This is a genomic window from Microbacterium sp. NPDC089698, from assembly GCF_044749045.1.
In the GTDB taxonomy this organism is placed as follows: Bacteria; Actinomycetota; Actinomycetes; order Actinomycetales; family Microbacteriaceae; genus Microbacterium.
On sequence record NZ_JBIVHE010000003.1, the window covers coordinates 180,588 to 206,765 of the forward strand.

General features: G+C 71.9%; 25 protein-coding genes and 1 pseudogene. 12 read left to right on the forward strand and 14 right to left on the reverse strand.

What is annotated here, in order from left to right; translation table 11 throughout:
- Positions 1 to 125: 125 nt before the first annotated feature.
- Positions 126 to 653: a hypothetical protein gene (locus tag ACIPY5_RS10715; RefSeq protein ID WP_400970316.1), complete on the reverse strand. Its 528-nt coding sequence runs from the start codon at positions 651 to 653 to the stop codon at positions 126 to 128.
- A gap of 168 nt (positions 654 to 821) precedes the next feature.
- On the opposite strand from ACIPY5_RS10715, the gene ACIPY5_RS10720 reads away from it, so the two are divergent.
- Positions 822 to 1,526 (forward strand): response regulator transcription factor, encoded by a 705-nt coding sequence (locus ACIPY5_RS10720; RefSeq protein ID WP_400970318.1) that lies wholly within the window; start codon positions 822 to 824, stop codon positions 1,524 to 1,526.
- Between the two features lie 131 nt (positions 1,527 to 1,657).
- Positions 1,658 to 1,963, forward strand: a complete 306-nt coding sequence (locus ACIPY5_RS10725) for a hypothetical protein (RefSeq protein WP_309342619.1) — start codon at positions 1,658 to 1,660, stop codon at positions 1,961 to 1,963.
- Between the two features lie 23 nt (positions 1,964 to 1,986).
- Here ACIPY5_RS10725 and ACIPY5_RS10730 read toward each other — a convergent pair whose 3' ends face one another.
- Positions 1,987 to 2,649, reverse strand: coding sequence for a TetR/AcrR family transcriptional regulator (locus ACIPY5_RS10730; RefSeq protein WP_400970322.1), 663 nt, complete (start codon positions 2,647 to 2,649; stop codon positions 1,987 to 1,989).
- Between the two features lie 176 nt (positions 2,650 to 2,825).
- On the opposite strand from ACIPY5_RS10730, the gene ACIPY5_RS10735 reads away from it, so the two are divergent.
- From ACIPY5_RS10735 to ACIPY5_RS10745, 3 genes are read left to right on the forward strand one after another with little or no spacing between them, the layout of a single operon-like run.
- Positions 2,826 to 4,202, forward strand: a complete 1,377-nt coding sequence (locus tag ACIPY5_RS10735) for an MFS transporter (RefSeq protein ID WP_400970326.1) — start codon at positions 2,826 to 2,828, stop codon at positions 4,200 to 4,202.
- Complete coding sequence (locus tag ACIPY5_RS10740) at positions 4,199 to 4,987, forward strand: tyrosine-protein phosphatase (protein ID WP_400970329.1); 789 nt, start codon at positions 4,199 to 4,201, stop codon at positions 4,985 to 4,987. The genes ACIPY5_RS10735 and ACIPY5_RS10740 overlap by 4 nt, the downstream gene beginning before the upstream one ends.
- Positions 4,988 to 5,018: 31 nt before the next feature.
- A complete protein-coding gene (locus ACIPY5_RS10745; protein ID WP_400970332.1) occupies positions 5,019 to 5,906 on the forward strand; it encodes a metallophosphoesterase in 888 nt (295 codons plus the stop codon).
- Positions 5,907 to 5,948: 42 nt separating this feature from the next.
- On the opposite strand, the gene ACIPY5_RS10750 is transcribed toward ACIPY5_RS10745, so the two are convergent.
- Positions 5,949 to 6,479 carry a hypothetical protein gene (locus ACIPY5_RS10750; protein ID WP_400970334.1) on the reverse strand — a complete coding sequence of 177 codons (531 nt, stop codon included), beginning with the start codon at positions 6,477 to 6,479 and terminating at the stop codon, positions 5,949 to 5,951.
- A 127-nt stretch (positions 6,480 to 6,606) separates the two neighbouring features.
- Positions 6,607 to 6,795, reverse strand: a pseudogene (locus ACIPY5_RS10755) (helix-turn-helix domain-containing protein); the annotation flags it as partial.
- A gap of 104 nt (positions 6,796 to 6,899) precedes the next feature.
- Between ACIPY5_RS10755 and ACIPY5_RS10760 the strand changes: the two are divergent.
- The 5 genes from ACIPY5_RS10760 to hrpB all read left to right on the forward strand — a co-directional run bounded on the left by ACIPY5_RS10760 (position 6,900) and on the right by hrpB (position 14,102).
- Positions 6,900 to 7,610 (forward strand): SDR family NAD(P)-dependent oxidoreductase, encoded by a 711-nt coding sequence (locus tag ACIPY5_RS10760; protein ID WP_400970337.1) that lies wholly within the window; start codon positions 6,900 to 6,902, stop codon positions 7,608 to 7,610.
- Positions 7,611 to 7,836: 226 nt separating this feature from the next.
- On the forward strand, positions 7,837 to 8,265 hold the full coding sequence (locus ACIPY5_RS10765; RefSeq protein ID WP_292719696.1) for a MarR family winged helix-turn-helix transcriptional regulator: 429 nt from the start codon (positions 7,837 to 7,839) through the stop codon (positions 8,263 to 8,265).
- 106 nt (positions 8,266 to 8,371) lie between these two features.
- On the forward strand, positions 8,372 to 9,718 hold the full coding sequence (locus ACIPY5_RS10770) for a DUF222 domain-containing protein (RefSeq protein WP_400970341.1): 1,347 nt from the start codon (positions 8,372 to 8,374) through the stop codon (positions 9,716 to 9,718).
- A 115-nt stretch (positions 9,719 to 9,833) separates the two neighbouring features.
- Entirely contained in the window at positions 9,834 to 11,453 is a 1,620-nt protein-coding gene (locus ACIPY5_RS10775) for an SPFH domain-containing protein (RefSeq protein ID WP_400970344.1), read from the forward strand.
- A gap of 72 nt (positions 11,454 to 11,525) precedes the next feature.
- A complete protein-coding gene (gene hrpB, locus ACIPY5_RS10780) occupies positions 11,526 to 14,102 on the forward strand; it encodes an ATP-dependent helicase HrpB (RefSeq protein WP_400970347.1) in 2,577 nt (858 codons plus the stop codon).
- On the opposite strand, the gene ACIPY5_RS10785 is transcribed toward hrpB, so the two are convergent.
- From ACIPY5_RS10785 to ACIPY5_RS10820, 8 genes are all read right to left on the reverse strand, one after another.
- Positions 14,099 to 14,671 carry a hypothetical protein gene (locus ACIPY5_RS10785; protein ID WP_400970350.1) on the reverse strand — a complete coding sequence of 191 codons (573 nt, stop codon included), beginning with the start codon at positions 14,669 to 14,671 and terminating at the stop codon, positions 14,099 to 14,101. The genes hrpB and ACIPY5_RS10785 overlap by 4 nt on opposite strands.
- A gap of 40 nt (positions 14,672 to 14,711) precedes the next feature.
- On the reverse strand, positions 14,712 to 15,446 hold the full coding sequence (locus ACIPY5_RS10790) for an ABC transporter permease (RefSeq protein ID WP_309337044.1): 735 nt from the start codon (positions 15,444 to 15,446) through the stop codon (positions 14,712 to 14,714).
- Positions 15,443 to 16,216, reverse strand: coding sequence for an ABC transporter ATP-binding protein (locus tag ACIPY5_RS10795; RefSeq protein ID WP_309337047.1), 774 nt, complete (start codon positions 16,214 to 16,216; stop codon positions 15,443 to 15,445). The genes ACIPY5_RS10790 and ACIPY5_RS10795 overlap by 4 nt, the downstream gene beginning before the upstream one ends.
- A gap of 72 nt (positions 16,217 to 16,288) precedes the next feature.
- Positions 16,289 to 16,876, reverse strand: a complete 588-nt coding sequence (locus ACIPY5_RS10800) for a TetR family transcriptional regulator (RefSeq protein WP_400970355.1) — start codon at positions 16,874 to 16,876, stop codon at positions 16,289 to 16,291.
- A 43-nt stretch (positions 16,877 to 16,919) separates the two neighbouring features.
- Complete coding sequence (locus ACIPY5_RS10805; protein ID WP_400970358.1) at positions 16,920 to 18,422, reverse strand: L-serine ammonia-lyase, iron-sulfur-dependent, subunit alpha; 1,503 nt, start codon at positions 18,420 to 18,422, stop codon at positions 16,920 to 16,922.
- Positions 18,419 to 20,005, reverse strand: a complete 1,587-nt coding sequence (locus tag ACIPY5_RS10810; RefSeq protein WP_400970360.1) for a sensor histidine kinase — start codon at positions 20,003 to 20,005, stop codon at positions 18,419 to 18,421. Before ACIPY5_RS10810 ends, ACIPY5_RS10805 begins: the two co-directional genes overlap by 4 nt.
- Positions 20,002 to 20,799 carry a response regulator transcription factor gene (locus ACIPY5_RS10815; protein WP_400970363.1) on the reverse strand — a complete coding sequence of 266 codons (798 nt, stop codon included), beginning with the start codon at positions 20,797 to 20,799 and terminating at the stop codon, positions 20,002 to 20,004. Before ACIPY5_RS10815 ends, ACIPY5_RS10810 begins: the two co-directional genes overlap by 4 nt.
- Positions 20,800 to 20,917: 118 nt before the next feature.
- Positions 20,918 to 22,210, reverse strand: coding sequence for an MFS transporter (locus tag ACIPY5_RS10820; RefSeq protein WP_400970365.1), 1,293 nt, complete (start codon positions 22,208 to 22,210; stop codon positions 20,918 to 20,920).
- Between the two features lie 111 nt (positions 22,211 to 22,321).
- Here ACIPY5_RS10820 and ACIPY5_RS10825 point away from each other — a divergent pair, with 111 nt between their 5' ends.
- On the forward strand, positions 22,322 to 23,206 hold the full coding sequence (locus ACIPY5_RS10825) for a LysR substrate-binding domain-containing protein (RefSeq protein ID WP_309337061.1): 885 nt from the start codon (positions 22,322 to 22,324) through the stop codon (positions 23,204 to 23,206).
- Positions 23,207 to 23,230: 24 nt separating this feature from the next.
- Here the strand turns inward: ACIPY5_RS10825 and ACIPY5_RS10830 are convergent, their stop codons facing one another.
- On the reverse strand, positions 23,231 to 24,691 hold the full coding sequence (locus tag ACIPY5_RS10830; RefSeq protein WP_400970368.1) for an MFS transporter: 1,461 nt from the start codon (positions 24,689 to 24,691) through the stop codon (positions 23,231 to 23,233).
- A 63-nt stretch (positions 24,692 to 24,754) separates the two neighbouring features.
- Between ACIPY5_RS10830 and ACIPY5_RS10835 the strand changes: the two genes are divergently transcribed.
- Entirely contained in the window at positions 24,755 to 25,198 is a 444-nt protein-coding gene (locus tag ACIPY5_RS10835) for a MarR family winged helix-turn-helix transcriptional regulator (protein WP_400970371.1), read from the forward strand.
- On the opposite strand, the gene mmuM is transcribed toward ACIPY5_RS10835, so the two are convergent.
- A complete protein-coding gene (gene mmuM / locus ACIPY5_RS10840; RefSeq protein ID WP_400970374.1) occupies positions 25,184 to 26,116 on the reverse strand; it encodes a homocysteine S-methyltransferase in 933 nt (310 codons plus the stop codon). The genes ACIPY5_RS10835 and mmuM overlap by 15 nt on opposite strands.
- Positions 26,117 to 26,178 lie beyond the last annotated feature (62 nt).

Below are 26,178 nucleotides of genomic sequence, written 5' to 3' on the forward strand. Positions count from 1 at the left end.
CGCCCTGCTCTCGGATCCTTGTCCCGTCTTCGCCGACGCTCGCGCGCCGGCGAAGACGGGACGAGCCGCTCCCCTGGTTCGGCTCCGGACGTTCCGCGAACGGGTTCGCCCGGATATCGACCGTCTCAGCGCCGCAGGGCCGCGGGCCGAGGCAGGCCGAGATCCTCGATGAGGTCGCCGAGGGCGCGATCGAGCTCGGCACCCGCCTGCGCGATCTTGTTGACGCCGAAACCTCCGAGCCGGGCACTGGGCACCTCGAAGCTCAGCGTCGTGCCAGGGGTCTTCGACGTGTGCATCTCGATGCGCATGGGCGAGGCGAGCATCGTGCCCGGATCGTGGCGGAACAGCCGCGCGGCGATCCCGTGGTGCGCGATCAGCCACACCACGCTGCGGGCATCGCTGCCCGCGTGCTCCATGAGCGCGTCCGGTCGCGAGGTCCAGACCCGGACGAACCCGCTCGGCGACTCCCACTGCAGCCCGCGCACGAACCCGGCCCAGTCGCCGCCGCGCAGCTCCGCCAGCGCCTCCTCCTCGGAGAGCGCGGGAACCGCCTGTTCGAAGGTCGCAACCAGCGCATCGAACTGCGCGTTCGTCTCGAGCCGGATCCGTCGCCCCACGTGCTCGAAGACCGTCTCGTCCGCGTCGTAGCTCACCGGATCATCCTCTCGCAGCGACGGCGGCCCGGGGCCGATCGGCGTTTCACCCTTTGGGGTGAAGACGGTCACCCTGCGGGTGACTAGCGTGAGAGGCAGCAACAGGTCCCCGCGTTCTCCCGCTCCCGCGGGTGCGGGGTCACCGCGGAGAGAAGGGCAGGAACCGCCATGAGCGCGTCCGGCGACGCCCCGCACGAGAACGACGGCAGCCCCGGCACCGGGCTGCTGCGCGTCGCACTGGTGGACGACTACGAGGTCGTCGTGCGCGGCCTCGCCTCGATGCTGCGCTCCTACCAGGATGTGGTCCAGGTCGTCGAGCTGGACCTGAACAAGCCCGTGAGCGAGCCGGTCGACATCGCCCTGTGCGACACGTTCGGGTCCACCCAGGGAGACCGCGCCGACGTCCGGGAGCTGACCGCGAACCCTCAGGTCGATCGCGTGGTCGTCTACTCGTGGGCCCACGACCAGAGCTCGATCCGCGCCGCGATCGCGAACGGCGCCCACGGCTATGTCTACAAGGGGATCCCCGCGCGCCAACTGGTCACCGCGCTGCAGCAGATCCGCGGCGGTGGACCTCAGGTCTGGGTCGACACGCAGGGCCGGCCGCCGATCACGGCGGGCGACTGGCCGGGCCGCGAGGAAGGTCTCACGGTGCGCGAATCGGAGGTGCTCGCGCTCATCACGCAGGGCCTGTCGAATGCGGCGATCGCCGAGCGCACGCACCTCTCCCCCAACTCCGTCAAGACCTACATCCGCTCCGGATACCGCCGCATCGGCGTGAGGTCCCGCACGGAGGCCGTGCTGTGGGGCGTGGAGCACGGCTTCCGCCCCGACCGGCTCCGCGTGAGCGACCCGGAGATCCCCACGAGCTGAGCCAGAACCCACCCCTCCGCGACGACCGCGTCCTCGATCCCGTCGGGGCGCGTCCTCGCGCATCCGAACACTCGCGCTCATCGACAGGGATCCCCTGTGCCGACGCAGCGCACCGAACGAGAGAAGCAGTCATGGGCGCCCTTTTCTACGGCAGCTCCGAGCACCGGATAGAGATCGACGATGTGGCGCTCGCCCATCTCAAGGTCGTGATCGCGACGAAACTGCGTCGCAACGAGAGCTTCACCCTGTCCTGGCGTCACGACGAAGGGCAGCCGCGCGGCCGGTCGACGATCTGGCTGCACCCCTCCGTCCAACTGCGGTTCGAGTTCGACCGGCCCGAGCCGCCGTCACTGGATCCCGCCCGCATCCAGACCTACGCGAACTCCGCTAACACCTCCGGCGGGATCCTCATCCCGGACGAGCACATCCTCGGGTAGGGCGGTCGCCGAGGGGGTGGGTCTCAGCTCAGTACCGCGCGCATTCCGGACAGGGCCGCCGCGGTCTCGGCCGCGAGATCCAGCCGGTCCGGCATGGCGGCCCATTCGGCGCGCAGCCCCTTGAGGAGCGCGAGGATCCTCAGGGCGAGCTGCTCCGGGTCGACGTCGGCACGTCTCCCGTCGGGCAGAACGAGGCGCAGCTGCGCCGTGAGGCCGTCGAGTCCGATCCGCTGACTCTCCAGATACTCGTCGCGCAGAGGGTGGCCCTCGATCAGCATCTCGCCGGTCAGCATCGCCTGCAGCCGCACCAGCTTCGAGTCCTCCAGGGATGCCGCGACCCCCGCGGCCAACGCGTCGAACAGCTCCTCCAAGGAGGCGGGCTCCCCGAACGCCGCGACGAAGCGCTCCCCCCGGCCGAGCACGATCGCGCGATAGAGCGCCAGTTTGCTCGGGAAATGATGGAGCACGCCGGAGTCGGTGATGCCGGCCGCGCGGGCGATCGACGCGATCGAGGTGCCGGCGTAACCGAATCGGCCGAACTGGTCGATCGCGGCGGCCAGGACGACTTCGCGGCGCTCCTCACCCGCTCGGTTGCGCCGGGTGCGTGGCGCACGGCCCTCGCCGTTCCGCACCCCGGTTCCGCGGTCGGCCCGGCGAACGCGCACGCTGTCCCTGTCCTCGCTCATCGTCACCATTGTGCCTCGCACGAGCGACCGGACCGAGCGGATCCGTGCTCCTGGCACTATTTACTGAGTGTTCACCAGGTTTATCGGCGCGGTTCACGCCCGTGCTTTTGACTCTCCTCGGATGCGGTGCCCGTGCCGCCCGCCGAACGGCTCCGCCGACCCGAGAAGAGGAAGCCATGCCCGCCACGACCGCCCCGGCAGCCGGACGCGAACGAACGTCCATCCCGATGCGCTGGATCTATCTGATCGCGCTGATCGAGCTCCTCGTCGACGCGGTCGTGATCGCGCCGCTGGTCGTCTCGCTCTCCCTCAAGGTGCTCCAGCTGCAGCCTGCGCTGCCGACCGGAATGACCAAGGAGGGCGCGCTGGCCGCCGTCACCGCGGTCGGCGCGCTCGCCGCGCTGATCGTCACCCCGATGTTCGGGTACTGGTCCGACCGCACCAGGTCGAAGCACGGCCGTCGCCGCATCTGGGTCGTCGCCGGGGCGGCGCTGCTCGTGCCGACGAGTGCCGTGATGGCCTTCGCCGGCGATGTGTTCACGCTCATGGCGGGCTGGGCCCTCGTCACGATCGCCGCGAGCATGAGCCTCGCCGCGCTGTTCGGCTGGATCGCCGATCTCGTCCCCGATCATCAGCGCGCGAAGGCGTCCGGCATCTTCGGCGCCGGCAACATCGCCGGCCTCGTGCCGGCGCTCGTGATCGCGACCGCCTTCAAGAACGACCTGGTGCTCGCGTTCATGGTGATGCCGGTCGTCGCCGCCGTCGCGACCGTGATCATCGCGCGCTTCGTCCCGGACGCCTCGACGGCGGACTCCGCGGTGGCGCCGGCGAAGCTCAGCGGCGTCTTCACCTCCCTCGTGTTCAACCCGGCGAAGCATCGCCAGTTCGCGCTGGTGTGGCTGCAGCGCTTCCTCATCCAGTTCGGATACATGCTGTTCGGCACGTTCGGGCTGTACTACCTCATGGAGCGCCTGGGGATGGATGCCGGACGCGCGACGACGACCACGTCGATGGGCAGCCTGCTCACCGGGGTGCTCAGCATGATCGCCGCCTTCGCCTTCGGCTTCATCGCGGCGAAGCGCGCGAACTACACGCCGTTCGTCATCGTCGCGATCCTCGGCATCGCCATCGCCTGCTTCCTCAAGGCGTTCACCGGGGAGATCGGCTGGTTCTGGGTCGGGAGCGCGCTGAGCGGATTCGCGCTGGGTTGCTTCTACGCCGTGGACATGGCACTCGTGCTGCGCACCGTGCCCGCTGCCGAGAACGCGCGCTTCCTCGGCGTCTTCAACATCGCCAAGACCCTTCCGCAGTCGCTCGCTCCGGCGCTCGCCCCCACATTCCTGCTCATCGGCGGCAAGGATCCGGTCCACGGCGGCGAGAGCAACTACGCCGCACTGTTCACCGTGGCCGGAGTGTTCGTGCTGCTCTCGCTGCTGCCCCTGGCCTGGACGACCGCGCTGCGCCGCCCTGCCGCCGAAACCCTGACCACCGCCCCGGCCGACGCCGACGTGGCGCCTGAGACCCCTCTCCTGACGAACGGAACCGCACGATGACCTCTCCCCTCGCTTCTGACGCCGTCGAGCTCACTGCCCTCGCCGAGGCCGCGCGCCGGCCCGCACCGCTTCCCATCCCTGGCACCGCGAACTTCCGCGCCGCTGCGGCCGGCGCACCGGGCCTCCGCCCCGGGGTGCTCTACCGCGCCGACGCCCCTGCCCGGTTGGGCGACGAGGGTCGGGCATCGCTGGAGGCGCTCGGCATCGTGCGCCTGATCGATCTGCGCTCCGACGAGGAGGTCGCCGACGCTCCCGACGATGTCGCGGGAACCGAGATCACCGTGCACCGGATCCCGATCATGGCCGGATCCGTCCGCGACGCCGTCACGACGATCGCCGGCGGAGGCCTGCCCGATCTGCGCTCGCTCTACGTCATGATGCTGCGCGACGGCGGTCCGGCGTTCGGACGGGCGCTCGCGCTCCTCGCCGAGGACGGCGCCTCGGTCGTGCACTGCACGGCCGGCAAGGACCGAACCGGACTCACGATCGCACTCGCCCTGCTGGCCGTCGGCATCGACCTCGACACGGTGGTCGCGGACTACGCCCGCACGGAGGCCAACCTCGCCGGGGACTGGGTCGACACGATGGCCGCGAAGATCGCGCAGTACGGGCTCACGCTCGAGGGGAGTCTGCGCGAACTCGTCGCGGGGAGTCCCGCCGATGCGATCCGCGGCGCGCTCACCGAGGTGGTGCTGGCGGACGGATCCGCCGATGTCTATCTCGACGCCATCGGGGTGGATGCCGCCCTTCGCTCCCGCCTGCGCGACGCCCTGCGCGCGCGCTGATCCCGCACGACACGACGATTCGGAGACTTCCATGCAGATCGGTCAGCACCCCGCACCCGAGACCACCATCGTCCATCTCAGCGACACCCATCTGACGGCGGGCGCTGTCCCGCTGCACGGGTCCGTCGACGCCGACGCGAACCTCGCCGCCGCGCTGCGCCGCCTGCCGGCGGCCGGTATCGACGTCGATGCGATCGTCGTCACCGGCGACATCGCCGACACCGGCGATGAGGACGCCTACCGCCGCATCCGCGGCATGCTCGAGCCGGTCGCGGCCGAGCTCGGTGCGGAGCTCGTGTGGGTGATGGGCAACCACGACGAGCGCGCAGCCTTCCGTCGAGGGCTCCGCGATCAGGATGCCTCCGCGGATCCCGTGGACGAGGTTCTCGACCTCGCGGGCCTGCGCCTGATCGTCCTCGACTCCACCGTGCCGGGCCATCACCATGGCGAGATCACGGACGCGCAGCTGGACTGGCTGCGCGAGGTGCTGGCCACTCCCGCCCCGCGCGGCACGGTCATCGCGATGCACCACCCGCCGCTGCCGATGCCCCTCGGCTTCCTCGCGATGACTGAGCTGCGCGACCAGGATCCGCTCGCGCAGGTGCTCGCCGGCACCGATGTGCGCGCGATCCTCGCCGGGCATCTGCACTACGCCTCGCACAGCACGTTCGCCGGAATACCGGTCACGGCCGCGCCCGCCACCTGCTACACGGCCGACATCCTCGCCGAGGGCGGCGACATGCGCGGCGTCGACGGCGGGCAGGGCTTCGATCTCGTGCACGTGTACGCCGACCGGATCCTGCATTCCACGGTCCCGGTGGGCGGGCACCCCGCGATCTACGAGGTCAGCGCGGAGCAGCTGCGGTACTTCATGTCCCTGAGCCCGGAGCAGCAGCGGGAGCTCGCCGAGAGCCGCTGAGCCGCATGCGCCGAGCTCAGGCGGTCCGGGTCCTGCCGGATCTCAGCCGGCGAGCGACTGCGTCCCGAGCACGATCGCAAGCTGCAGGCGCTCGGCGTCGGCGGATCCGGGCTCGGCGGTGTAGACCATGATCCGAAGGTCGTCCTGGGCGACGACCAGCGTGTCGCAGTCCACGGTGATCGCTCCGACGGCGGGGTGGTCGATGATCTTGAGCCGGGACTGCTCCGCGCGCGGCGCCTCGGCCGCCGTACCCCAGAGCTCCTCGAAGCGCGGCGATGCGGCGCGCAGCTCCGCGACGAGACGGCGCAGTCCGTGATCGTCCGGATAGCGCCCCATCGTTCCCCGCAGGTCGGCGACGAGACGCCCGACGAGTTCATCGTGCTCCTGGGGAGTCTGCCGCGCCCGTGATGCCGGGCCTAAGAGGTTCCGCCAGACGGCGTTCCGCTCGTTCCCGCGCAGCGCGGAGGTCGGGCCCATGAGCGCGTCGTACGGCGCGTTCGCGATCACGAGGTTCCACGCCGCGTCGTACACGACGACGGGGATGCCCGAGAAGCGATCGAGCAGCCGCTGCACGCTCGGCGGGATCCGAGCCGATACGACGCCGCTGCCGGGGTGCCGCCCGCCCCGCGAGCCGGAACAGCTGCGTCCGCTCGCCGTCGTCGAGACGCAGCGCCCGAGCGAGCGCCTCCACCACCTGCTCCGAGGGCGCTGTGGCCCTCCCCTGTTCGAGCCGGGTCACATAGTCGACGGAGATCCCCGCGAGTGCCGCGAGCTCCTCCCTGCGCAATCCTGCGGCGCGACGCCGGCTGCCGTGCGGAACGCCGACCGCGTCGGGCGAGACGCGATCGCGCCATCGCCGCACCGCGCTGCCGAACTCCCAGGCCTCCATACCGTCCAGTCTGCCCGCGCAGGAGCTCGCCTGTCCTGGTACCCGCAGTCCTACGAAAAGCGGACGTCTCCCTCACCCGCCCGCGACGGAGGATCGTGGCGGTCATGACAACGACACTCATCACCGGGGCGAACAAGGGCCTCGGCAAGGAGACCGCACGCGCGCTCATCGCGGAGGGGCACACCGTCTGGCTGGGAGCCCGGGACGAGACGAGGGGCGCCGCCGCGGCGGAGGAACTGGGCGCCCGGTTCGTGCAGCTGGACGTGACCGACGACGCGTCCGTCGCCGCCGCGCTCGAGGCCATCCGCATCGCGGGCACGGGCCTGGACGTGCTCGTCAACAACGCCGGCATCGCCCATCGCGGCGAGGGCGCGGCCGAAGCACTCGACGGCCCGAGCGTGCTCCAGGTGCTGGACACGAACGTCGCCGGCGTGGTCCGGGTGACCGAGGCGGCGCTGCCACTGCTCGAGGAATCGTCGAACCCGGTGATCGTGAACGTGTCCAGCGCCCTCGGCTCGTTCTGGGCCACGCACGAGCCGACCAGACCCGCATCGCACTTCGTCTCCCTCGTCTACGGATCCAGCAAGGCGGCGGTGTCGATGCTGACGGTGCAGTACGCCAAGGCGCATCCGCGTGTGAGGGTCAACGCGGTCGAGCCGGGGATCACGGCGACGGAGCTCGGCGGCGGGGATCCGGGCAGTCATCCGGGACGCCCCGCCTCCGTGAGCGCGCAGATCGTGGCGAGGATGGCGACGATCGGTTCCGACGGACCCACCGGAACGTTCCAGGAGGACGACGGTGAACTCGGGTGGTAGCGCCACCAGAGAAGTACCTTATGAATCCGCCCAGACCGTGACCTGATCGTTGCATTCGTTACCCCGCCGTTATACAGTGATCGCACGGTGAAAGTTTTGCTGTTGCTCTCACCGCATGTGATTGCAGGACACTCTTGGTGCAAGGGACAAAGGCCGGTCGGGAGCCTCTCCGACCGGCCTTTACTGCGCGCAGCCCCATGTCCGCCCAGGCGGATATTCTGATGCGATGAGCGATCGGAAGCTGGCCCTGGCGGCCTGGGAGACCCTCTTCCGCGCCCAGCACGAGATCTTCACCGAGATGTCGACCGACTTCGACGGCGCCGATCTCTCGGCAGCGGAGTACGACGTGCTGCTCACGGTCACCCGCTGCGCGTCGCACACCGCGCGCCTGCGCGAGGTCACGGCCAACATGCTGATCAGCCAGCCCAGCGTCTCCCGTCTCGTCGACCGCATGGTCGCGCGCGGGCTGCTCGAGAAGTGCCCGGATCCGGAGGACGGACGCGGATCCCTCGTGCATGCGACCGAAGCCGGGACGCGCGCGTTCCGCCAGCTCGCCACCGCCCACGGCCGCTCGATCGCCGAGCGCATGTCGGCGCTGGATGACGAGGAGCTGCGTACGCTGACGGCTCTGACGGAGAAGCTGCGCGCGCGGTGACGCGCGGAGGACGCGGTCCCGTCTCCACAGGCATCGCGTCGAGAAAGTTCTCCACCGTTCTCGTAGATAGCTTCGAATGTCGCGGAAACCCGCGTAAAATCAAGGCATGACCGGACATCTCGACCCCCTGCACGAGGCGCTGACGCGTCTCGATGAGGTGTGGAGCGGGGCACACGAGGCGGGTGACCTCTCCCGCACGCAGCTCATGGCCGTGACGGAGGCGCTCGGCCTGCTGCACCGCCGGTCCGGGGCGATGCTCGCCGAGGTCGCCGCGTGCGTGGCGCACGAATCCCGCACCGAACTGGGCGCAGACTCGCTGGCGAAGGAGCAGGGGTTCCGCAACGCCGCGCAGCTCATCGCCACCACGACCGGTGCGACCACGGGCGATGCGACGCGGCTGGTCAAGGTCGGCGAGGCCACGGCGCCCCGCACCAACCTGCTCGGCGACCGCGTCCCGGCGAAGTACCCGGCCGCGCGGCAGGCACTCGCCTCGGGCGCGCTGAGCGCACCGGCCTTCGCCGTGATCCTCGCCCTGCTCGAGCGCGTACGCGTCAAGATCGGCGCCGCGCGGACCGCGGAGGCCGAGCGACTCCTCGTGGACAAGGCCGCCGGCCTGTCGCACGATGACGTGCGGCGGCTGGTCACGCGTGCCGAGGCCTGGCTGGATCCGGACGGGGTCGCCCCGCGCGAGCAGGAGCAGCGCGACCGCCAGTCCCTGTCGATCTTCGAGCGCGACGGGCGGATCCACCTCGACGGCGACTTCGATGCCGCTCATGGGGCGCCCATCGTCGCTGCGGTGAACGGGTACGTGTCGGCGTTGTTCGCCGCGCAGAAGAACCAGCTCGCGCCGGACTCCCCCGGCGCGGACCACCGCTCGGTCGCGGCGCTTCGCGCCGAGGCGCTCAGCGAGATCTGCGCGCATGCCCTCGGCTGCGAGAACGAGGCTCCCGCCCTGGCCGGCGCGACCGTGGTGGTGCGCGTCGACCTGAAGGACCTCACCGACGGCACCGGCTACGCGACGATCGACGGATCCGACCTCCCCCTCAGCATCGCCGCCACCCGGCAGCTCGCCGCGAGCGGCGGCGTCATCCCGTGCGTGCTCGGCACCGACCGAGAGATCCTCGACTACGGCCGGCGGCTGCGGTTCTTCACGACGGCACAGCGTCTCGCCCTCGCGGAACGCGACGGCGGCTGCGCGATGTGCGGACTCCCGCCGTCGATGACCCGGGCCCATCACATCCGCTGGTGGAAACGCGACGCAGGGCCGACGGACCTGGCGAACGGGATCCTGCTCTGCGAGAGCTGCCACCATCGCATCCACGACAACGACTGGGAGATCCGGATCGAGGGCGCGGGGAAGCACAGCAGGGTGTGGTTCATCCCACCCCCGCATGTCGACCCCGCGCGCACACCCCGTCTCGGCGGCAGAGCCCGATTCGACCTCGCCGCCTGAGGGCGGCCCGGTCCGTCCACAGGCCCACCCATACGCCTCACGGCGGGTTCATAGGTTCTGGCATAGTCGTTCGTGACGCCCTCACCGGGCGCGACCGGAGAACACAGGAGTGCATATGGACCCCGCCGCCCTCATCGGGTTGCTCATCATCATCGGGGCCGCGATCGTCGGCGTCGTCATCGTCCTGCTCGTCGTGCTGCTGCTCGCGCGCAGCTGGATCAAGGTCGCCCGCGCCGACGAGGCGCTCGTGATCTCGGGTCGCAAGCAGAAGGTGCAGCGCGCGACCCTGCTGCCCGACGGGTCCACGAGCTCCGAGATGTCCGAGTCCCCCGTGACCGTCATCGTGAACGGCAAGTCGCTCGTCAACCCGATCACGCAGCGTCACGAGATCATCTCCCTGCGCTCGCGCCAGGTGCTGCTGAACGCCGAGGCGCAGTCGCTCGACAGCGTCACGCTGAACGTCGACGGCGTCGCGATCGTGAAGATCGGATCCGACCCGCTCTTCGTGCGCCGCGCCGCCGAGCGCTTCGCCTCGCAGGACAAGGCCATCGAGCAGTTCACCACCGAGCAGCTCGAGGGCGCCCTGCGCGGCATCGTCGCGACGCTCTCGGTCGTCGAGCTCATGCGGGAGCGCAAGAAGTTCTCCGACCAGATCGCCGCCGACGTCTCGCAGGAGCTCGCCGAGCAGGGCCTGATCCTGGACTCGTTCCAGATCAAGGGCATCACCGACAAGGTCGGCTACATCCAGTCGCTCGGCGCCCCGGAGATCCAGGCGAAGCGCCAGGCCGCCGAGATCGCGCAGACCAACGCCGACCGCGCGATCAACCAGAAGTACATCGCCAACCAGGAGGCGAACCTCGTCGAGCAGACCGCTCTCGACACCAACACCGCGAACGCCGCCGCCGGCGTCGGACGAGCGCGCGCCGAGGCGGAGCAGGCCGAGCAGCTCGCCCGCGCGCAGGCCGAGCAGGCGGTCCTGCAGCAGCAGGCCGAGAACAAGCAGGCCCAGCTCGACGCCGACGTCAAGCGCGTCGCCGACGCCCAGCGGTACGAGGCCGAGACCCGCGCGCAGGCCGAGCTCTACACACGCGAGCGCTCCGCCGAGGCCGCCGCGATCGAGCAGGTCAAGCAGGCCGAGGCGTCCACGCGCATCGCCGAGCAGCAGGCGCAGTCCGACAAGGCCCGCGCCGACGGCGAGGCGGCCGCCGCGGTCGCCAAGGCCACGGGTGAGGCCACCTCGCTGCGCGCCCAGGCCGACGCGCAGGCCGAGGCCCGCCGCGTGCGCGCCACGGCCGAGGCCGACGCGATCCGCGCCGAGGGAGAGGCACGCGCCGCGGCCGTCGAGGCCGAGGCGAAGGCGATCGCGTCGAACCAGGAGGCGTTCCTGTCGCAGCGCGTGCTCGAGGTGCTGCCGTCGATCATGGCCGAGTTCGCCAAGGGCTATTCCACGATCGGGAACGTGTCGATCATCGGCGGATCCGGTGACGACGGCGCCTCGAGCGTCGTCGGCGGCGACAACGCCCGGGCACTGCGCAGCGTGTTCGACAGCGTGCACGCGGCCACCGGGCTCGACCTCGCCGGCATCATCCAGGGCCAGGCCATCGGCCGCGGCCTCGGTGCCGGCCTCGCCCAGTCCGAGAAGCACCAGCCGTCCGCACCGGCGGCCGAGACCGCCGCGCCCGCCGCGCGCGCCACGCGCGCCGCCGCGAAGGAAGCCGCCGACGCCATGGAGTAGTCCCACCCGACGGACGGCGCTCGGATCCTTCGGGATCCGGGCGCCGTCCGCGTTTCGCGGCAGACTGGACGGATGACCTCCGCGCCCTTCGACCTGCGTGCGATCGGCGCCTCGCTGTCCTTCGCCGCCGCGCTCGACGAGGTCGCCGCGGCGCTCGATGCGGGAACCGCGCTCGTCATCAGCGCGCCGCCCGGCACGGGCAAGACCACGCTGGTCCCTCCCCTGCTGGCCTCCCGCAGCCCGGGTCGCGTGATCGTCACCCAGCCGCGTCGCGTCGCGGCCCGCGCGGCCGCACGCCGGCTCGCGCAGCTCGACGGGTCCCCGCTCGGAACCAGGGCCGGCTTCACCGTCCGCGGCGAGCGCTCCGTCGGCCGCGACACCCGCGTCGAGTTCGTGACCGCGGGCGTGCTGCTGCGCCGTATGCTCGACGATCCCGGACTGGACGGCGTCGACGCCGTCGTGATCGACGAGGTGCACGAACGTGCCCTCGAGACCGACCTCCTGATCGGCCTCCTCGGCGAAGTGCGGGAGCTGCGCGACGATCTGACCCTCGTCGCGATGTCGGCCACGCTCGACGCCGCCCGGATCGCGTCCGTGATCGGCGGCCCTGACGCACCCGCGCCCGTCGTCGAGCACACGGTCCCCGCCCATCCGCTCACGGAACGCTGGGCGCCGAGCCCCGTCCCACGGCTGGATGAGCGCGGCGTCACCCGGGGCTTCCTCGACCACGTGGCGCGCACCACGGCCGACGCCGCCCTGGACCTGGTCCGCGGCGACCCCGCCGCCGACGTGCTCGTGTTCGCGCCGGGTGCGCGCGAGGTCGCGGAGATCGCACGCCGCCTCCGCGACCGCGCGCCGGGATTCGACGTCCGCGAACTGCACGGGCAGGTCCCGGCGGCGGAGCAGGACGCGGTGATCCGAGGCCGGCGCCCGTCCGAGACGCCGCGCCTCATCGTCACCACCTCGCTCGCCGAATCCTCGCTCACCGTGCCCGGCGTGCGGCTCGTGGTCGACAGCGGCCTGTCCCGGTTCCCGCAGCGCGACGCGGCGCGCGGCATGAGCGGGCTCGTGACGGCCGCCGCCGCGCGCTCCTCCGCCGTGCAGCGCGCCGGCCGCGCCACCCGGCAGGGACCCGGCACGGTCATCCGCTGCCTCGATGAGCGGACCTTCGCGGCGGCGCCCGCACGCCCCGCCCCCGAGATCGCGACGGCGGACCTCGCCGACGCCGCGCTGCTGCTGGCGTGCTGGGGCGCGCCCGGCGGTGCGGGACTGCGACTGATCGATCCGCTCCCCGCCGATGCCCTCGCCGAGGCGCAGTCCGTACTGCACGACCTCGGTGCGACGGACGCCGACGGACGCGTCACGGACGAGGGGCGCGCGCTCGCCCGGATCCCGGTCGATCCGCGCCTCGCCCGCGCCCTGATCGAGGGCAGCGCGTTCGTGGGCGCCGGGCTGGCCGCCGAGGTCGTCGCACTGCTCGGCGGCGACCTGCGCATGCCCGACGCCGACGTGGCGGCCGCGATCGTCGCGCTGCGCAACGGCCGCGGCCCCGACGCCCGCCGGTGGGCGCAGGAGGCGGAGCGGCTCCGGCGCTTCATCCCGCCGCAGCGCTCCGCTCCGGCCGCGGCCGCGGTCGAGGACGCAGGACTCGTGATCGCCCTCGCATTCCCCTCTCGCGTGGCCCGGCGGGTCGAGCGCACCGCAGACGGAGCGACGTTCCTGCTCGCGTCCGGCACCCGTGCCGGCGTGCGAGGGGCGCTCGCGGGCGCCGAATGGCTGGCCGTCGCCGACGTCGCACGCGCCTCGGGCCGGGTGGCGGAGGCCTCAGGGGCCGTCATCCGCGCCGCCGCGGCGATCACCGAGAAGCAGGCGGAGCGGGCCGCCGACCATCTCCTCACGGACCGCGTGGAGGCGGAGTTCGCCGGGTCCCGCGTCACCGCCCGACGCGAACGCAGGGTCGGCGCGATCGTGCGCTCCTCCGCGCCGGTCCGGCCGAACGCGGAAGAGGGCCGCGACGCCGTGCGTCGCGCTCTGCACGCGCAGGGGCTCGTAGTCTTCGCGTGGTCGGAGTCCGCGGATCAGCTGCGCCGCCGACTCGCGCTGCTGCATCGCGCGCTCGGATCCCCGTGGCCCGACATGTCCGACGCCGCCCTGACCGGGGCGCTCGACGACTGGCTCGGCCCCGAGATCGACGCGCTCGCGACCGGGACCCCGACGACGAGGATCGACCTCGGCCCTGCGCTGCGCCGGCTGCTGCCCTGGCCCGCAGCCGCGGAGTTCGAGTCCCTCGCGCCCGAACGCCTCGAGGTTCCGAGCGGCTCACGCGTCCGCATCGCCTATCCGGCGCACGACGATCCGGCCGCACGCCCGGTGGTGGCGGTGAAGCTCCAGGAGTGCTTCGGCTGGGCCGAGACACCGCACCTGGCCGGAGGGCGCGTGCCGGTGCTGTTCCATCTGCTCTCCCCCGCCGGGCGTCCGCTCGCCGTCACCGACGATCTGGCGTCGTTCTGGTCGGGCCCCTACGCCCAGGTGCGCGCCGAGATGCGCGGGCGCTATCCGAAGCACCCCTGGCCGGAGGATCCGTGGCGGGCCGCGCCGACCCGCCACACGAAGAACCGCGCCGCACGCGACGGCCGCGCTCTCGACTAGGACGTGCGCGCGGCGAAGCGCCGGCGCGCGGCGAGCCGTCCCCAGACGCTGACCACGGTGAACAGCGTGAGCAGTCCCGGCAACCACCATTTCGCCGTGTAGAGGATCCACGCGCCGGCGTCCCAGGGCGCGTGCTGGGAGAACGTGGGATCCACGGCCACTCCGACGGCATCCGGCTCGGTCCACATCGTGGTCGCGATCCACGTCCCGATGGTCAGACCGAGCAGCACGATCGTGAAGGGCGCCACCGCCGGGGAGAGCACGTCCCGAGCGGCACCTCGGCGATTCCACTTCCCATAAAGGGCGAGGAAGCCCATCGTCGCGAGGATGCCGACCGGCAGACCCAGGCCGCGGACCGCGACCGGGATCGTCGTGTCCCAGTTCCCGAACACGCTGTTGATGCTCATCACCCGGAACTGATCGAACACCGCCGCCGCCGCGAACCCCGCGAGCGCCGCCGCCGCGAGAGCGCAGAGCCCGAAGAGGACAGCGAGCGCCCTGGCCGATCCCCTGCCCCGATCGTCGCGGTCGTCGGTCGTTCTGGCCTGCAACGGATCGATCGGGCTCACCGTTCCAGCGTATCCGCGACCGGCCGAGCCTCCCTCCGCGTCAGGACGTGCGCCGGCGCAGTGTGAGCGGCGCGAGCACGAGGAACGCCACCGCGAAGCCCGCCACGATCAGCACCGGACGCCACAGGTCCCAATCGCCCGTGCCGGCGGTGACGGCCTGGATCGCATCGATCGCGTGGCTGAGCGGCAGCCAGTCCGAGATCGTGTAGAGCACGTCGGGCATCTTGTCCCGCGGCATGAACAGGCCGCCCAGGATGATCTGCGGGAACACCAGCACCGGCATGAACTGCACGGCCTGGAACTCGGTCTGCGCGAATGCGCTCGCGAGGAGTCCGAGCGAGGTGCCCAGCAGCGCGTCCACGACCGCGACGAGCCCGAGCTGCCAGAGCGGACCGTCGACGGTGAGCCCGCACACGTACACCGCGAACGCGACCGTGACGACGGCCTGCAGCACCGCCATGAGACCGAACGCGAGCGCGTAGCCCAGCACGAAGTCGGCCTTGCCGAGCGGGGTCGTCATGAGACGCTCGAGCGTGCCGGAGCGCCGCTCGCGCAGGGTCGTGATCGAGCTCACCAGGAACATCACGATGAAAGGGAAGAGTCCGAGGATCGCCCCGCCGAAGGTGTCAAACACGCCCTTCGTGTCGGTGAAGAGCCAGGCGAAGAGCCCGACCAGCAGGCTCGGCGCGACCACCATGAGCGCAATCGAGCGCGGGTCGTGCCGCAGCTGCGCGAGCACCCGGCCCGCGGTCGCGAACATCCGGCGCGGGTTCATGATGCCGCCGCCTCTCGCTGCTGCCGGCGGGTATGCGGGTGCGCGCCGCTCTCCGCGGCCTCGTCCCGCGCGATGAGCACGAGGAACGCCTGCTCGGGATCCGTCTTGCCCGTGTCCGCCAGCAGCTCGGCCGGCGTCGTGTCGGACACGATCCGCCCCTCCCGCATGAGCAGCAGCCGGTCGCAGCGAAGCGCCTCGTCCATCACGTGGCTGGAGACGACCATGGTCGTCCCGGCCTCCGCGATCCGCCGGAACAGATCCCACAGCTCGGAGCGCAGCACCGGGTCCAGCCCCACGGTCGGCTCGTCGAGCACCACGAGCTCGGGCGCCCCCAGCAGCGCGACCCCGAGCGACACCCGGTTCGCCTGCCCGCCGCTGAGTGCCGAGACCCGCTGCCCGGCGTAGGGCGCGAGCCCGACCTGCTCCATGACGCGGTCGGCGTCGGCATGGGCGACGCCGAGCACCGAGGCGAAGTAGCGCAGGTTCTGCCGCACGGTGAGGTCGGAGTACACGGCGGCGCCCTGTGTGCCGTACGCGACGCGGTGGCGCAGGGAGGCGGATCCGGCCTTCTCGCCCAGCACCGTGACCTCGCCGGAGCGGATCCGCTGCACGCCCACGATCGCGCGCATGAGCGTCGTCTTGCCGCAGCCGGACGGACCGAGCAGTCCCGTCACCTCACCACGCGGGATCGTCAGCGCGAGCCCGTCGAACACGTCGCGCCGACCGCGCCGCACGTGCAGCCCGTCGATCACCACCGCGTTATTCATCATGTGATGAATTATGGATCCGCGGGGTACGAGGGTCAAGGGCTCAAGGGTTCAAGGGTTCGAGGGCCGGAACCCCTACTCGAACAGGTAGCGCTGGATCGTCGGCCCGACGCGCGCGACGAGCTCGTCGATCGGCGCGTCGGCGATGGGCGGCAGCCGCGCCACGTACCGGGTCACGATGAGGCCGGCCACCTGAGAGGCGACGAGCGTGGCGCGCAGGGCCGCATCGGGGGTCTCGAGACGCGTCGTGATCCGTCCGATCAGCTCGCGGGACAGGAAGCCCACGAGCGGCGGCGCCATGACCTTGGATCCGAGAGCGACGCGGATCAGCGTCACGCCGCGCCGGCGCACATCGGGGCGCTCGAACGCCTCGAGCACGTACCGCATGACGCGTTCGCCGACCTCCTCGCGCGGTCCCTCCAGGATCGTGGGGACGTCGACGTCCGGCCGCAGCGGGATCCCGATGACCTCGGCGAAGAGGTCCGCCTTGGCGCCGAAGTAGTGGTGCACGAGCGCCGAATCGACGCCCGCGCGCGCGGCGATCGCCCGGATCGTGGCACCGTCGTAGCCGTTCTCGCCGAACTCGTGCTCCGCGGCGACGACGATCCGCTCCCGGGATCCGGACTCCCCCTTGGGGCGTCCGCGGCGACGCGTCGTGCTCATCTGCCCACCCTACGACCGGTGCCGGCAGCGCGGCGCCCCGAGCTCAGCACTCGATGACGTTGACCGCGAGGCCGCCCTCGCTCGTCTCCTTGTACTTGGTCGACATGTCGAGGCCGGTCTGCCGCATGGTCTCGACGACGGCGTCGAGAGAGACGTAGTGCTGGCCGTCGCCGCGCAGGGCGAGCCGTGCGGCGGTCACGGCCGTGGAGGCGGCGATCGCGTTGCGCTCGATGCACGGGATCTGCACGAGCCCGCCGATCGGGTCGCAGGTGAGCCCGAGGTGGTGCTCCATGGCGATCTCCGCGGCGTTCTCGATCTGCCGGTTCGTGCCGCCCATGACGGCGGTGAGCCCGCCCGCGGCCATCGCGCACGCGGACCCGACCTCGGCCTGGCAGCCGCCCTCGGCGCCGGAGATCGACGCGTTGGCCTTGAACAGGGATCCGAGCGCGGTCGCGGTGAGCAGGAACCGGCGGATGCCGCGGCGGCGGTTGGCCTCGGCGAGCGTGTCGGGGTCCTCGATCGCGCCGACGGCGACGAGCGACGCCTCGGCGCCGAACCCCATCAGCGCGCTGCCGACCAGCTCGCCGTAGGGGGTGACCGCGTTGCCGGCGCCGAGGCCGGAGTCGGCGAGGAACCGCCACCAGTACATCGCCACGGCGGGGAGGATCCCCGCGGCGCCGTTCGTGGGCGCGGTGACCACGCGTCCGCCCGCGGCGTTCTCCTCGTTCACGGCGAGCGCGAACGCGCCCAGCCACTCGCCGGGGACCGCGGGGTGCCCGTCGGACTCGACCTCGTCCAGCTGCGCGCGGATCGCACCGGCACGGCGCTTGACCTTGAGGATGCCGGGCAGCGTCCCCTCGGCGTGCAGGCCCGCGTCGACGCACGCGGCCATCGTGTTCCAGATCGCGTCGAGCCCCGCGGCGACCTCCTCCTCGCTGCGCAGCGCGGTCTCGTTGCGCCGGGCGAGCTCGGCGATCGTCAGCCCGTTCTCGTCGCACAGCTCGAGCAGCGAGGCGGCGTCCTTGTAGGCGAAGGGGAAGGCCGCCCTGTCCAGCGCCCGGCCGGACTCCTCGCCGTCACGGCGGATGAATCCGCCGCCGATCGAGTAGTACGTCTCCTGCGCGAGGTGGATCCCGTCGGCGTCGAGCGCCCGCAGCGTCATCGCGTTGGGGTGGCCGGGCAGGCGGGTGCGCGGCTCGAAGGTGATGTCGTCCTTCTCGAAGACGATGTCGTGGGTGCCGTTCAGCGCGAGCGGGGATCCATCGGTCCAGTCCGCCCAGGCGCGGCGCACGTCGGCGGGATCGCAGGTCTCGGGCGTGAGACCGCGCAGGCCCGCGACGACCGCATCGGGCGTGCCGTGGCCGAGCCCGGTCGCTCCGAGGGAGCCGTAGAGCGAGCACGTGACGCGCGCCACCTGCGCGAGCGTGCCGTCCGCGGCGAGCCGGGCGGCGAAGTCGACGCCGGCGCGCATCGGGCCCACGGTATGGGAGCTCGAAGGTCCTACACCGATGGAGAACAGATCGAAGGCCGAGACGTACGCAGTCACCCCTCCAGCGTAATCCGCCGGGCGGCGTCCGGATCCGTGCCGGGGCCCGCGACCGGCAGCGTCACCACGAAGGTCGCGCCGGGCCCTGGCGCCGTCGTGATCGTGCCGCCGTGGGCCTCGACCACGGCGCGGGCGATCGCCATGCCGAGGCCGGTGCCGCCGCCTTCGCGCGAGCGCGAGGTCTCGCCGCGGGCGAAGCGCTCGAACACGGTCTCGCGGACGGCTTCGGGGAGTCCGGGGCCGTCGTCCGAGACCGTGATCCGCACGGATCCTTCGACAGGCTCGGGGACCGCCGCGTCGCCGGTGCGCACCTCGTCCAGCCGCACGCGCACGGTCGTCCCCTCCGGCGTGTGCACGCGGGCGTTGCCGAGCAGGTTGTCGACCACGCGGCGCAGATCCCCGGCGTCGCCGCGGACGAGGGCCGCGTCCTCGCCGAGCTCCAGGATCCAGGTGTGATCGGGGCCCGCGAGCCGGGCCGCGAGCACGGCCTCGGCGAGCAACAGCCGCAGGTCGACCTCGTCCTGGGCGAGCGCGGGAAGGGCGTCGAGGCGCGCGAGCAGGAGCAGCTGATCGATGAGAGCGCCCATCCGCACCCCCTCGACGTCGATGAGCGCGGCGTTGCCGCGGATCTCGGTCTCCTCCGCCTCGGGGCGGTCCGAGAGCTGCGCATAGGCGCGGATCGTGGCGAGCGGGGTGCGCAGCTCGTGGCTGGCGTCGGCGACGAAGCGCCGCATGGTGGATTCGCTCGCCTCGCGCTGGGCGAGGGCGTTCTCGACGTGGTCGAGCATGTCGTTCAGGGCCGTGCCGACCTGGCCGACCTCGGCGGTCGAGGCGATGTCGCGGGCCTCGACCCGCTGGGCGAGCCGCACCTCCCCTCGGTCCAGGGGCACCGAGGTGACGGCCGCCGCGGTGTGCGCGACGCGGCGCAGCGGTCGCAGCGCGCGGCCCATCGCCAGCGCCGCGGCCGCGATCGCGAGCACGATGCAGGCGAGTCCGACCAGCGCGACCACGAGCGTCAGCCGCCCGGTCACGGCCGTGACGGAATCGAGCGGCAGCGCCGTGACCACGCCCACGCCGCTGGGCGTGGTGCGCCCGGCGACCCGGTAATCGCCGAGCGCGCCGCCGAGGTCTACGGTGACCGGTGCCGTGCGGTCCGCGGATCCGCGGGGAAGGCGGGCGGCGAGGAGCTTCTTCTGTGCGGCGGTGAGATCGTGCCGCACCCCGTCGGAGGCGATCCACCCTCCGAGCTCGAAGGTGCCGTCGCGGAAGATCGCGGTGATCGTGCCGGCCGACTGCCCGGGAGCGCCGACCACGTCGTTGCGGTTGGGGCGCACGGGCGGCGTCGGCGCCGGGGTGGATCCGGGACTCGTCGACGGCGTCGTCCCCGGCGTGGATCCGGGTCCGCGACCGCCGGCGATGTCGGCCCCGCGCGCCGCGGCGCCGTTCAGTCGCGCGTCGACCTGACTCAGCATGTAGTCGTGCAGCGAGAGCACCGCGACCACCCCGACGACGATGCTCACCGCCGCGACGAGGGCCGAGGCGATGAGCACGACCTGCAGGCGCAGGCTGCGCGATCGCCTCATGCGTCCGGCTCGGGATCCGCGACGCGCAGCACGTAGCCGACCAGCCGCACGGTCTCCAGGTTCAGCACGGACGAGCCGGCGAGCTTGCGGCGCAGGCTCGACACGTAGACCTCGACCAGGTTCGACTCGGTGCCGAAGTCGTAGCCCCAGACGGCCTCGAGGATCTGCGCCCGGCGCAGCACGCGCCCCGCGTTGTTCGCGAGCAGGAGCAGCAGCTCGAACTCGGTCGGGGTGAGCTCGAGCGGGGATCCGCCGAGCTCGGCCGTGGCCTCCGCCTTGTCCACCGCGAGGTCGCCGACCCGCAGCTGCGACTCGGCGGGCCGCGCGATCGCCGCGGCGGTGCGGGCCAGCACCCGCACCCTCGCCTGCAGCTCGGCGATCGCGAAGGGCTTCGTGAGATAGTCGTCGCCGCCCGCATGGAGACCCGCGATGCGGTCGTCGTGGCCGTCCAGCGCGGTGAGGAACAGCACCCGGATCTCCGGCCGGATCGCGCGGATCCGCTCGAGCGTGTCGAGACCGTCGATGTCGGGCATCATGATGTCGAGCACGACCACGTCGGGCTGGAACTCGCGCACCGCGATGAGGGCGCTGCGGCCCCGGTGCTCGACCCGCACCTCCCACCCGTCGGCGCGGAGGGATCCGCCCACGGCCGCGGCGAGCGCCTGCTCGTCGTCGACCACGAGCGCGCGGGCCGGCGAACCGTCTGCCCGCACGATCGGCGGCAGCCCGAGGGGCAGGGAGACCGCGCCGGAGGTCCCCGCCTCGTCGCCGTCCTGCGGCACCGCCTCTGCCATGTCCGTCCTCCCCCTGGCCCGCTCTGCGCGCCCGGATCCATGGTCGGGATCCCCCCGACGCAGCTCCTGTGAGGCAGCTATGCGACGGATGAGGATCCTCGATCGCCATGCACTCCGATCATGCCCCGTAGGCGACGGATCGGCGAGCGCGCCCGCGGAAGGTGTGGACGAGCACGACGGTGAGGGCGATGACAGCGGGGCCCCCACCCGCGAGCAGGAAGGTGATCTCGCCGCCGAGTGCATGCACCGCCCAGCCTGCGGCGAGCGCCCCCGCCGCCTGCATGCCGGTCATGCACACGACGTAGAGCGACACCACCCGCCCGCGGATCGCACCGTTGGCCGAGAGCTGGGTGAGCGAGTCGTTGCCGATCATGAACGCGGTCCGCATCAGCATCGACGCGACCAGTCCGACGACGAACAGTCCGGCGAAGGGCGCGAACCCGGAGCACGCCCAGACCAGCCCCGAGCCCGCGAGCAGCAGCGCGCTGTCACGGAGGCGCAACTGCCGCCGACGCGCCGCCAGCAGGCTGCCCAGCAGAGCACCGACCGCCGACGCCGTCTGGAACAGGGTGTAGCCGAGCGTGCCGAGGCCATAGCGCTCGTTCGCCGACCAGGCCATGAGGATCGACGCCGTGAGCGCGAAGAACGCGAGCGATGAGATCAGCAGCAGGGCGGTGCGGATCTCCGGCTTGCGCCGCACGTAGCGGATCGCCTCCCGTATCTGCCCCCGGCGCGCGGCGACCTTGATCGCCGGGTGCAGCCGGGAGCGCCGGATCCCCAGCAGCATCACGATGCCCGCGAGCGGCCCGATGGGCGCCGCCACGAGCGCCCATCCGGATCCGATGATCGCGACGAGACCGGCCGTGAGCAGGGCGCCGAGGATCCCGGCGAGCTGCTGCACGGCGGCGTTCAGGCTCATCGCGTTGGGCAGCGCGCGGGTGCCGACGACCTGCACGAGCAGCACTGCGCGGGCCGGCGCCTCGAACGCCGCGGCGACACCGAGCAGGAGCGAGGAGGCGACGATCAGCGGCACGCCGGCCGTGCCGAGGATCGCCGGCACGCCCAGGCAGAGTGCCGCCAGCACCACGACGAGCTGGGTCAGCACGACCGTCTGCCGCGGTGCGAAGCGGTCGCTGAGCACGCCTCCCCACGGTCCGAGAACGATGGACGGCAGCAGCTGCGAGGCGACGACCAGAGCGACGAGGCCGACGTCGCCGGTGAGCTCGATCATCAGCGAATCCGTGGCCAGCCGCGCCAGCCACCCCGCGGCGGAGGTCGCCGCGAGGCCGGCGAAGTAGAGCCGGAAGTTCGCCTCCCCCAGCGCCGCGAAGGTCGCGCGGAAGGTCGGTCGAGTCGCGAGCACCGGCAGCGGCTCGGTGATCGGATGATCCACGGCCGACACGGAAGACATGACCTCAACCGTACGGAGGATCGCCCGATCACTCACGATAATGATGGACATAACTGTTATCGGATGTGTGAATGAGCAGGATCCCCGGAGAGACCGGAGAGAGGAGCGATCGTGTACGAGCCGGATCTGCTGCGGTGCTTCGTCGCCGTGGCCGAGAATCGCAGCTTCTCCGAGGCAGGGAGACAGCTCGGGATCAGCCAGCCCACCGTCAGCCAGCGAGTACGCCGCCTCGAGGAGCAGACCGGCCGCGCACTCATCGCCCGGGACACCCACAGCGTCGCCCTCACCGACGGCGGCGAGGCGATGCTCGCGTTCGCACGCCGTGGCCTCGCCGTGCTCGATGAGGCGCAGGCGTACTTCTCCGGCCCGGCGGAACGCGCCACGGTGCGTTTCGGCACGGCTGACGACCTCGCCCTCACCCACCTGCCCGGAATCCTCCGCGATTTCCGTCGGAAGAACCCGCTCGTCGACGTCGAGATCACGGTCGGACAGTCCGCCGCACTGGTCCGACGCCTGCGGGCCGGCGCGCTCGATCTCGTCTACGTGCGGCAGGAGCCCGGGATCGCCGAGGGCCATGTGGTCCGGCGCGAGCAGCTGATCTGGAGCGCGCACCCGTCGCTGCGACTCGACCCGAACGACGTGGTCCCCCTGGTCACCTATCCCCGGCCGAGTCATTCTCGCGCCGCCGCGGTCGCCGCACTCGAATCCGCAGGAAGACGCTGGAAGGCGACCTGCACGGTCCGGGACATCACCGGGGTGCTCGCCGGTGTCCGCGCCGGCCTCGGCGTCGCCGTCTTCCCCGGCGGGATGATGCCACCCGATCTGGTCCGCGCGGACGCCACGCTCGGCCTCCCGCGGCTGGGCACTCTCGACTTCGCCCTCATCGACGACCCGGCGGCTCCGCGTGCGCCGATCGAGGCGCTGAGCACGGCGATCATCGACTCCCACACCAACGAGGCCCGCCAGCTCCCCGGCACGCGCCCGCGGGCCGATTGACGAACGGACCGGACGGGCTTCCCGCTATGCGGCCACGGTCTCGGCCTCGGCATCCGCCTGGACGTCCGCTTCGACCGCGAACGCGGCGTCCTCCCCGCGCCGGGCGGGGCTCGGGATGAACAGGGCCACGACCGCAGCCGTGATCGAGACGCCCGCGCCGATGATGAGGGCCGTGCGGAAGCCCGCTTCCGACGGCACGGCGACGTCGCCGAGGGGAATGGTCATCTGCGCGAGGATGACGCCGATGACCGCCGCTCCGATCGTCGTGCCGAGCGAGCGCATGAGGGTGTTGAAGCCGTTCGCCGCCGCCGTCTCGGAGCGGGGCACGGCGCCCATGATGATCGCGGGCATGGCGCCGTAGGCGAACGCGACGCCGCTGTTGATCACGAGGCTGGTGATGAGCAGCCCCCAGGTGCTGCTCATGCCGACGAGCCCCACGCCGTAGCCCGCGGCGAGGATCACCACGCCGACCACCAGGGTGAACTTGGGCCCTCGGGCGTCGATGAGGCGGCCCGCGACGGGCGACAACAGCAGCATCATGAGACCCGCGGGTGCCATCCAGAGTCCGGCGGCGAGGATCGACTGCCCGAGACCGTATCCGGTGGCCGCCGGAAGCTGCAGCACCTGCGGCATGACGAGCATGCTCGCGTACATCCCGAATCCCACGAAGATCGACGCGATGTTCGTCAGCAGCACCCGCGGGCGGACCGTCGTGCGCAGATCGACGAGCGGCTCCTTCGCGCGCGTCTCCCAGACGCCCCAGCCGACGAACGCCACCGCGGCGAGCGCGAGCAGCCCGATCGTCAGCGGCGATCCCCAGCCCCACTCCGCGCCCTTCGAGATCGCGAGGATGAACGAGACGAGGCCGAGTGCGAGGCCGAGCGCCCCCAGCCCGTCGAAGCGCTGCCCTGCCGCTCCGGCGGGCGTCGTCGGGACCACGATCCAGATCGCCGCCGCAGCGACCACGGTCACGGCGCTCCCGACCAGGAAGAGCACGCGCCAGTCGGCGAACTGGACGACGGCCGCCGACATCGGCAGCCCGATCGCTCCGCCGACGCCCAGGGTCGCGCTCACGGTCGCGATCGCGGAGGAGAGCCGCTCGCGGGGGACCACATCGCGCAGCAGCGCGATGCCGAGCGGCACCACGCCGGATCCGAGCCCCTGCAGTGCGCGCCCGACGATCATGATCTCGACCGTCGGGGCGACCGCGCAGACCACACCGCCGAGGATCAGCGGGACGGCGACGATCAGGATCATCCGCTTCTTGCCGAACAGGTCGCCCAGCCGGCCCGCGATCGGCACCGCGACGGCCGCCGCCAGCAGTGTCCCGGTGACGATCCACGCCGTGTCCGCCGCGGAGCTGTCGAAGATCGCCGGGAAGCGGGCGATCAGCGGGGTCACCATCGTCTGGGTGAGGGATGAGGCGATGCCGGCGAAGGCGAGGACGGCGACGATGCCCCTCGGTCGGGCGGGGGATGCGGACACGGACGACTCCCAACGATGTGTAACTTACATATGCATAATACACATCCCCGTTAAGATGTGGGTATGAGACGTCGCAGAATCGCCGACATCGAGTACGCGCAGATGCTCCTCAGCCGCTACACGATCGCTCAGCTGCGGCATGACGGAGGCCTCGACCGCAGCGCCTACGTCGTGCTGGCCCGCCTCGCCTCGGACGGCCCGCTCTCGATCGGAGAGCTCAGCGACCTGCTCCGCCTCGACACGTCGACCCTGCAGCGCCAGACGACGGCGGCCCTGCGCGTGGGACTCGTCGACCGCATCCCCGATCCCGACGGCGGCGCCGCCCGCAAGCTCACGCTCACCGACGAGGGCAGGGCTCGCCTCGACGCCACCCGCGAGCGCTCCCTCCACGCCCTCGAGAAGATCCTCGACGAGTGGACCGACGACGACATCGACCGGTTCGCCGACCTGCTCCACCGGTTCAACGACGCGATCGAGTCCTACGGTCCCGGTTCACCGAAGGACTGAGGCGACGGCCTTCGCGAGCCCGGCGATGTCCGCCGGGCCGTATCCGCAGCAGCCGCCGATGTAGCGCGCACCGGCATCCATCCATCCGTCGATCAGGGCGTGATCGACGGCGTGCACCCCGGACCAGGCCTTGGTGGCGCTGTCCCAGTGGCCGCCGCGGTTCGGGTACACGACGCCCGGAAGCCCCGTGACCTGCACCGAGGTCGAGATCGCGGCCCGCACGTCCGCCTGATCCGAGCAGTTGACCCCCGCTGCGATCAGCACGGACGAGTCGGCGAGGGCCGCGTAGGCGTCGGCGAGCGGCTGGCCGGCGCAGGTGGCCGTCCCGCGCACCGAGTAGCTGAACCAGGCCGGGATCCCGATCTCGTCGAGCAGGCCGACGAGGACGGCCGCCTCCTCGACGTCGGGGATCGTCTCGACGGCGAACAGGTCGGGTCCGGCTTCCGCGAGCAGCTCCAGCCGTGCCCGGTGGAAGTCCCGCAGCCGGGCCGCGGAGATCCCGTAGCCGCCGCGATACTCCGAGCCGTCGCCCAGCACCGCCCCGTAGGGGCCGACGGAGGCGGCGACCCGCAGCCCGGGACGGACGCTCTCGAGCTCGTCGCGCGCGTCGCGGGCGAGCCGCACACCGCGGCGGATCAGCGCACGCGCATGAGCCGCCTCGAATCCCGCCGCGAGGAACCCCTGCTCGCTGGCCTGGTACGTCGCGGTGGTCGCGACATCCGCTCCCGCCTCGAAGAAGTCCCGGTGCGCCTGCGCGATCCGCTCCGGCTCGTCCGCGAGCAGCCGCGCGGTCCACAGCGCGCCGTCCACCGCGATCCCCTGCTGCTCCAGCGCCGTCGACAGGCCGCCGTCCAGGATCGTGACGGAGGGCATCGGATCAGTGCCGTCCGCGTGCGTGTCCGTGATCGTCCCGGTCATCGCGCCCCTCCCGTCCGCCTCGATCCGGCGCCGGACGGACGGCGGCCGTCGAGTACGCTCGT

Excerpts from the sequence above, each read along its gene's own strand:
- ACIPY5_RS10720 (WP_400970318.1), top strand. The coding sequence starts at position 822 with ATGAGCGCGTCCGGCGACGCCCCGCACGAGAACGACGGCAGCCCCGGC.
- ACIPY5_RS10725 (WP_309342619.1), top strand. The coding sequence starts at position 1,658 with ATGGGCGCCCTTTTCTACGGCAGCTCCGAGCACCGGATAGAGATCGAC.
- ACIPY5_RS10730 (WP_400970322.1), bottom strand. The coding sequence starts at position 2,649 with ATGAGCGAGGACAGGGACAGCGTGCGCGTTCGCCGGGCCGACCGCGGA.
- ACIPY5_RS10735 (WP_400970326.1), top strand. The coding sequence starts at position 2,826 with ATGCCCGCCACGACCGCCCCGGCAGCCGGACGCGAACGAACGTCCATC.
- ACIPY5_RS10740 (WP_400970329.1), top strand. The coding sequence starts at position 4,199 with ATGACCTCTCCCCTCGCTTCTGACGCCGTCGAGCTCACTGCCCTCGCC.
- ACIPY5_RS10745 (WP_400970332.1), top strand. The coding sequence starts at position 5,019 with ATGCAGATCGGTCAGCACCCCGCACCCGAGACCACCATCGTCCATCTC.
- ACIPY5_RS10760 (WP_400970337.1), top strand. The coding sequence starts at position 6,900 with ATGACAACGACACTCATCACCGGGGCGAACAAGGGCCTCGGCAAGGAG.
- ACIPY5_RS10765 (WP_292719696.1), top strand. The coding sequence starts at position 7,837 with ATGAGCGATCGGAAGCTGGCCCTGGCGGCCTGGGAGACCCTCTTCCGC.
- ACIPY5_RS10770 (WP_400970341.1), top strand. The coding sequence starts at position 8,372 with ATGACCGGACATCTCGACCCCCTGCACGAGGCGCTGACGCGTCTCGAT.
- ACIPY5_RS10775 (WP_400970344.1), top strand. The coding sequence starts at position 9,834 with ATGGACCCCGCCGCCCTCATCGGGTTGCTCATCATCATCGGGGCCGCG.
- hrpB (WP_400970347.1), top strand. The coding sequence starts at position 11,526 with ATGACCTCCGCGCCCTTCGACCTGCGTGCGATCGGCGCCTCGCTGTCC.
- ACIPY5_RS10790 (WP_309337044.1), bottom strand. The coding sequence starts at position 15,446 with ATGAACCCGCGCCGGATGTTCGCGACCGCGGGCCGGGTGCTCGCGCAG.
- ACIPY5_RS10795 (WP_309337047.1), bottom strand. The coding sequence starts at position 16,216 with ATGATGAATAACGCGGTGGTGATCGACGGGCTGCACGTGCGGCGCGGT.
- ACIPY5_RS10800 (WP_400970355.1), bottom strand. The coding sequence starts at position 16,876 with ATGAGCACGACGCGTCGCCGCGGACGCCCCAAGGGGGAGTCCGGATCC.
- ACIPY5_RS10810 (WP_400970360.1), bottom strand. The coding sequence starts at position 20,005 with ATGAGGCGATCGCGCAGCCTGCGCCTGCAGGTCGTGCTCATCGCCTCG.
- ACIPY5_RS10815 (WP_400970363.1), bottom strand. The coding sequence starts at position 20,799 with ATGGCAGAGGCGGTGCCGCAGGACGGCGACGAGGCGGGGACCTCCGGC.
- ACIPY5_RS10820 (WP_400970365.1), bottom strand. The coding sequence starts at position 22,210 with ATGTCTTCCGTGTCGGCCGTGGATCATCCGATCACCGAGCCGCTGCCG.
- ACIPY5_RS10835 (WP_400970371.1), top strand. The coding sequence starts at position 24,755 with ATGAGACGTCGCAGAATCGCCGACATCGAGTACGCGCAGATGCTCCTC.
- mmuM (WP_400970374.1), bottom strand. The coding sequence starts at position 26,116 with ATGACCGGGACGATCACGGACACGCACGCGGACGGCACTGATCCGATG.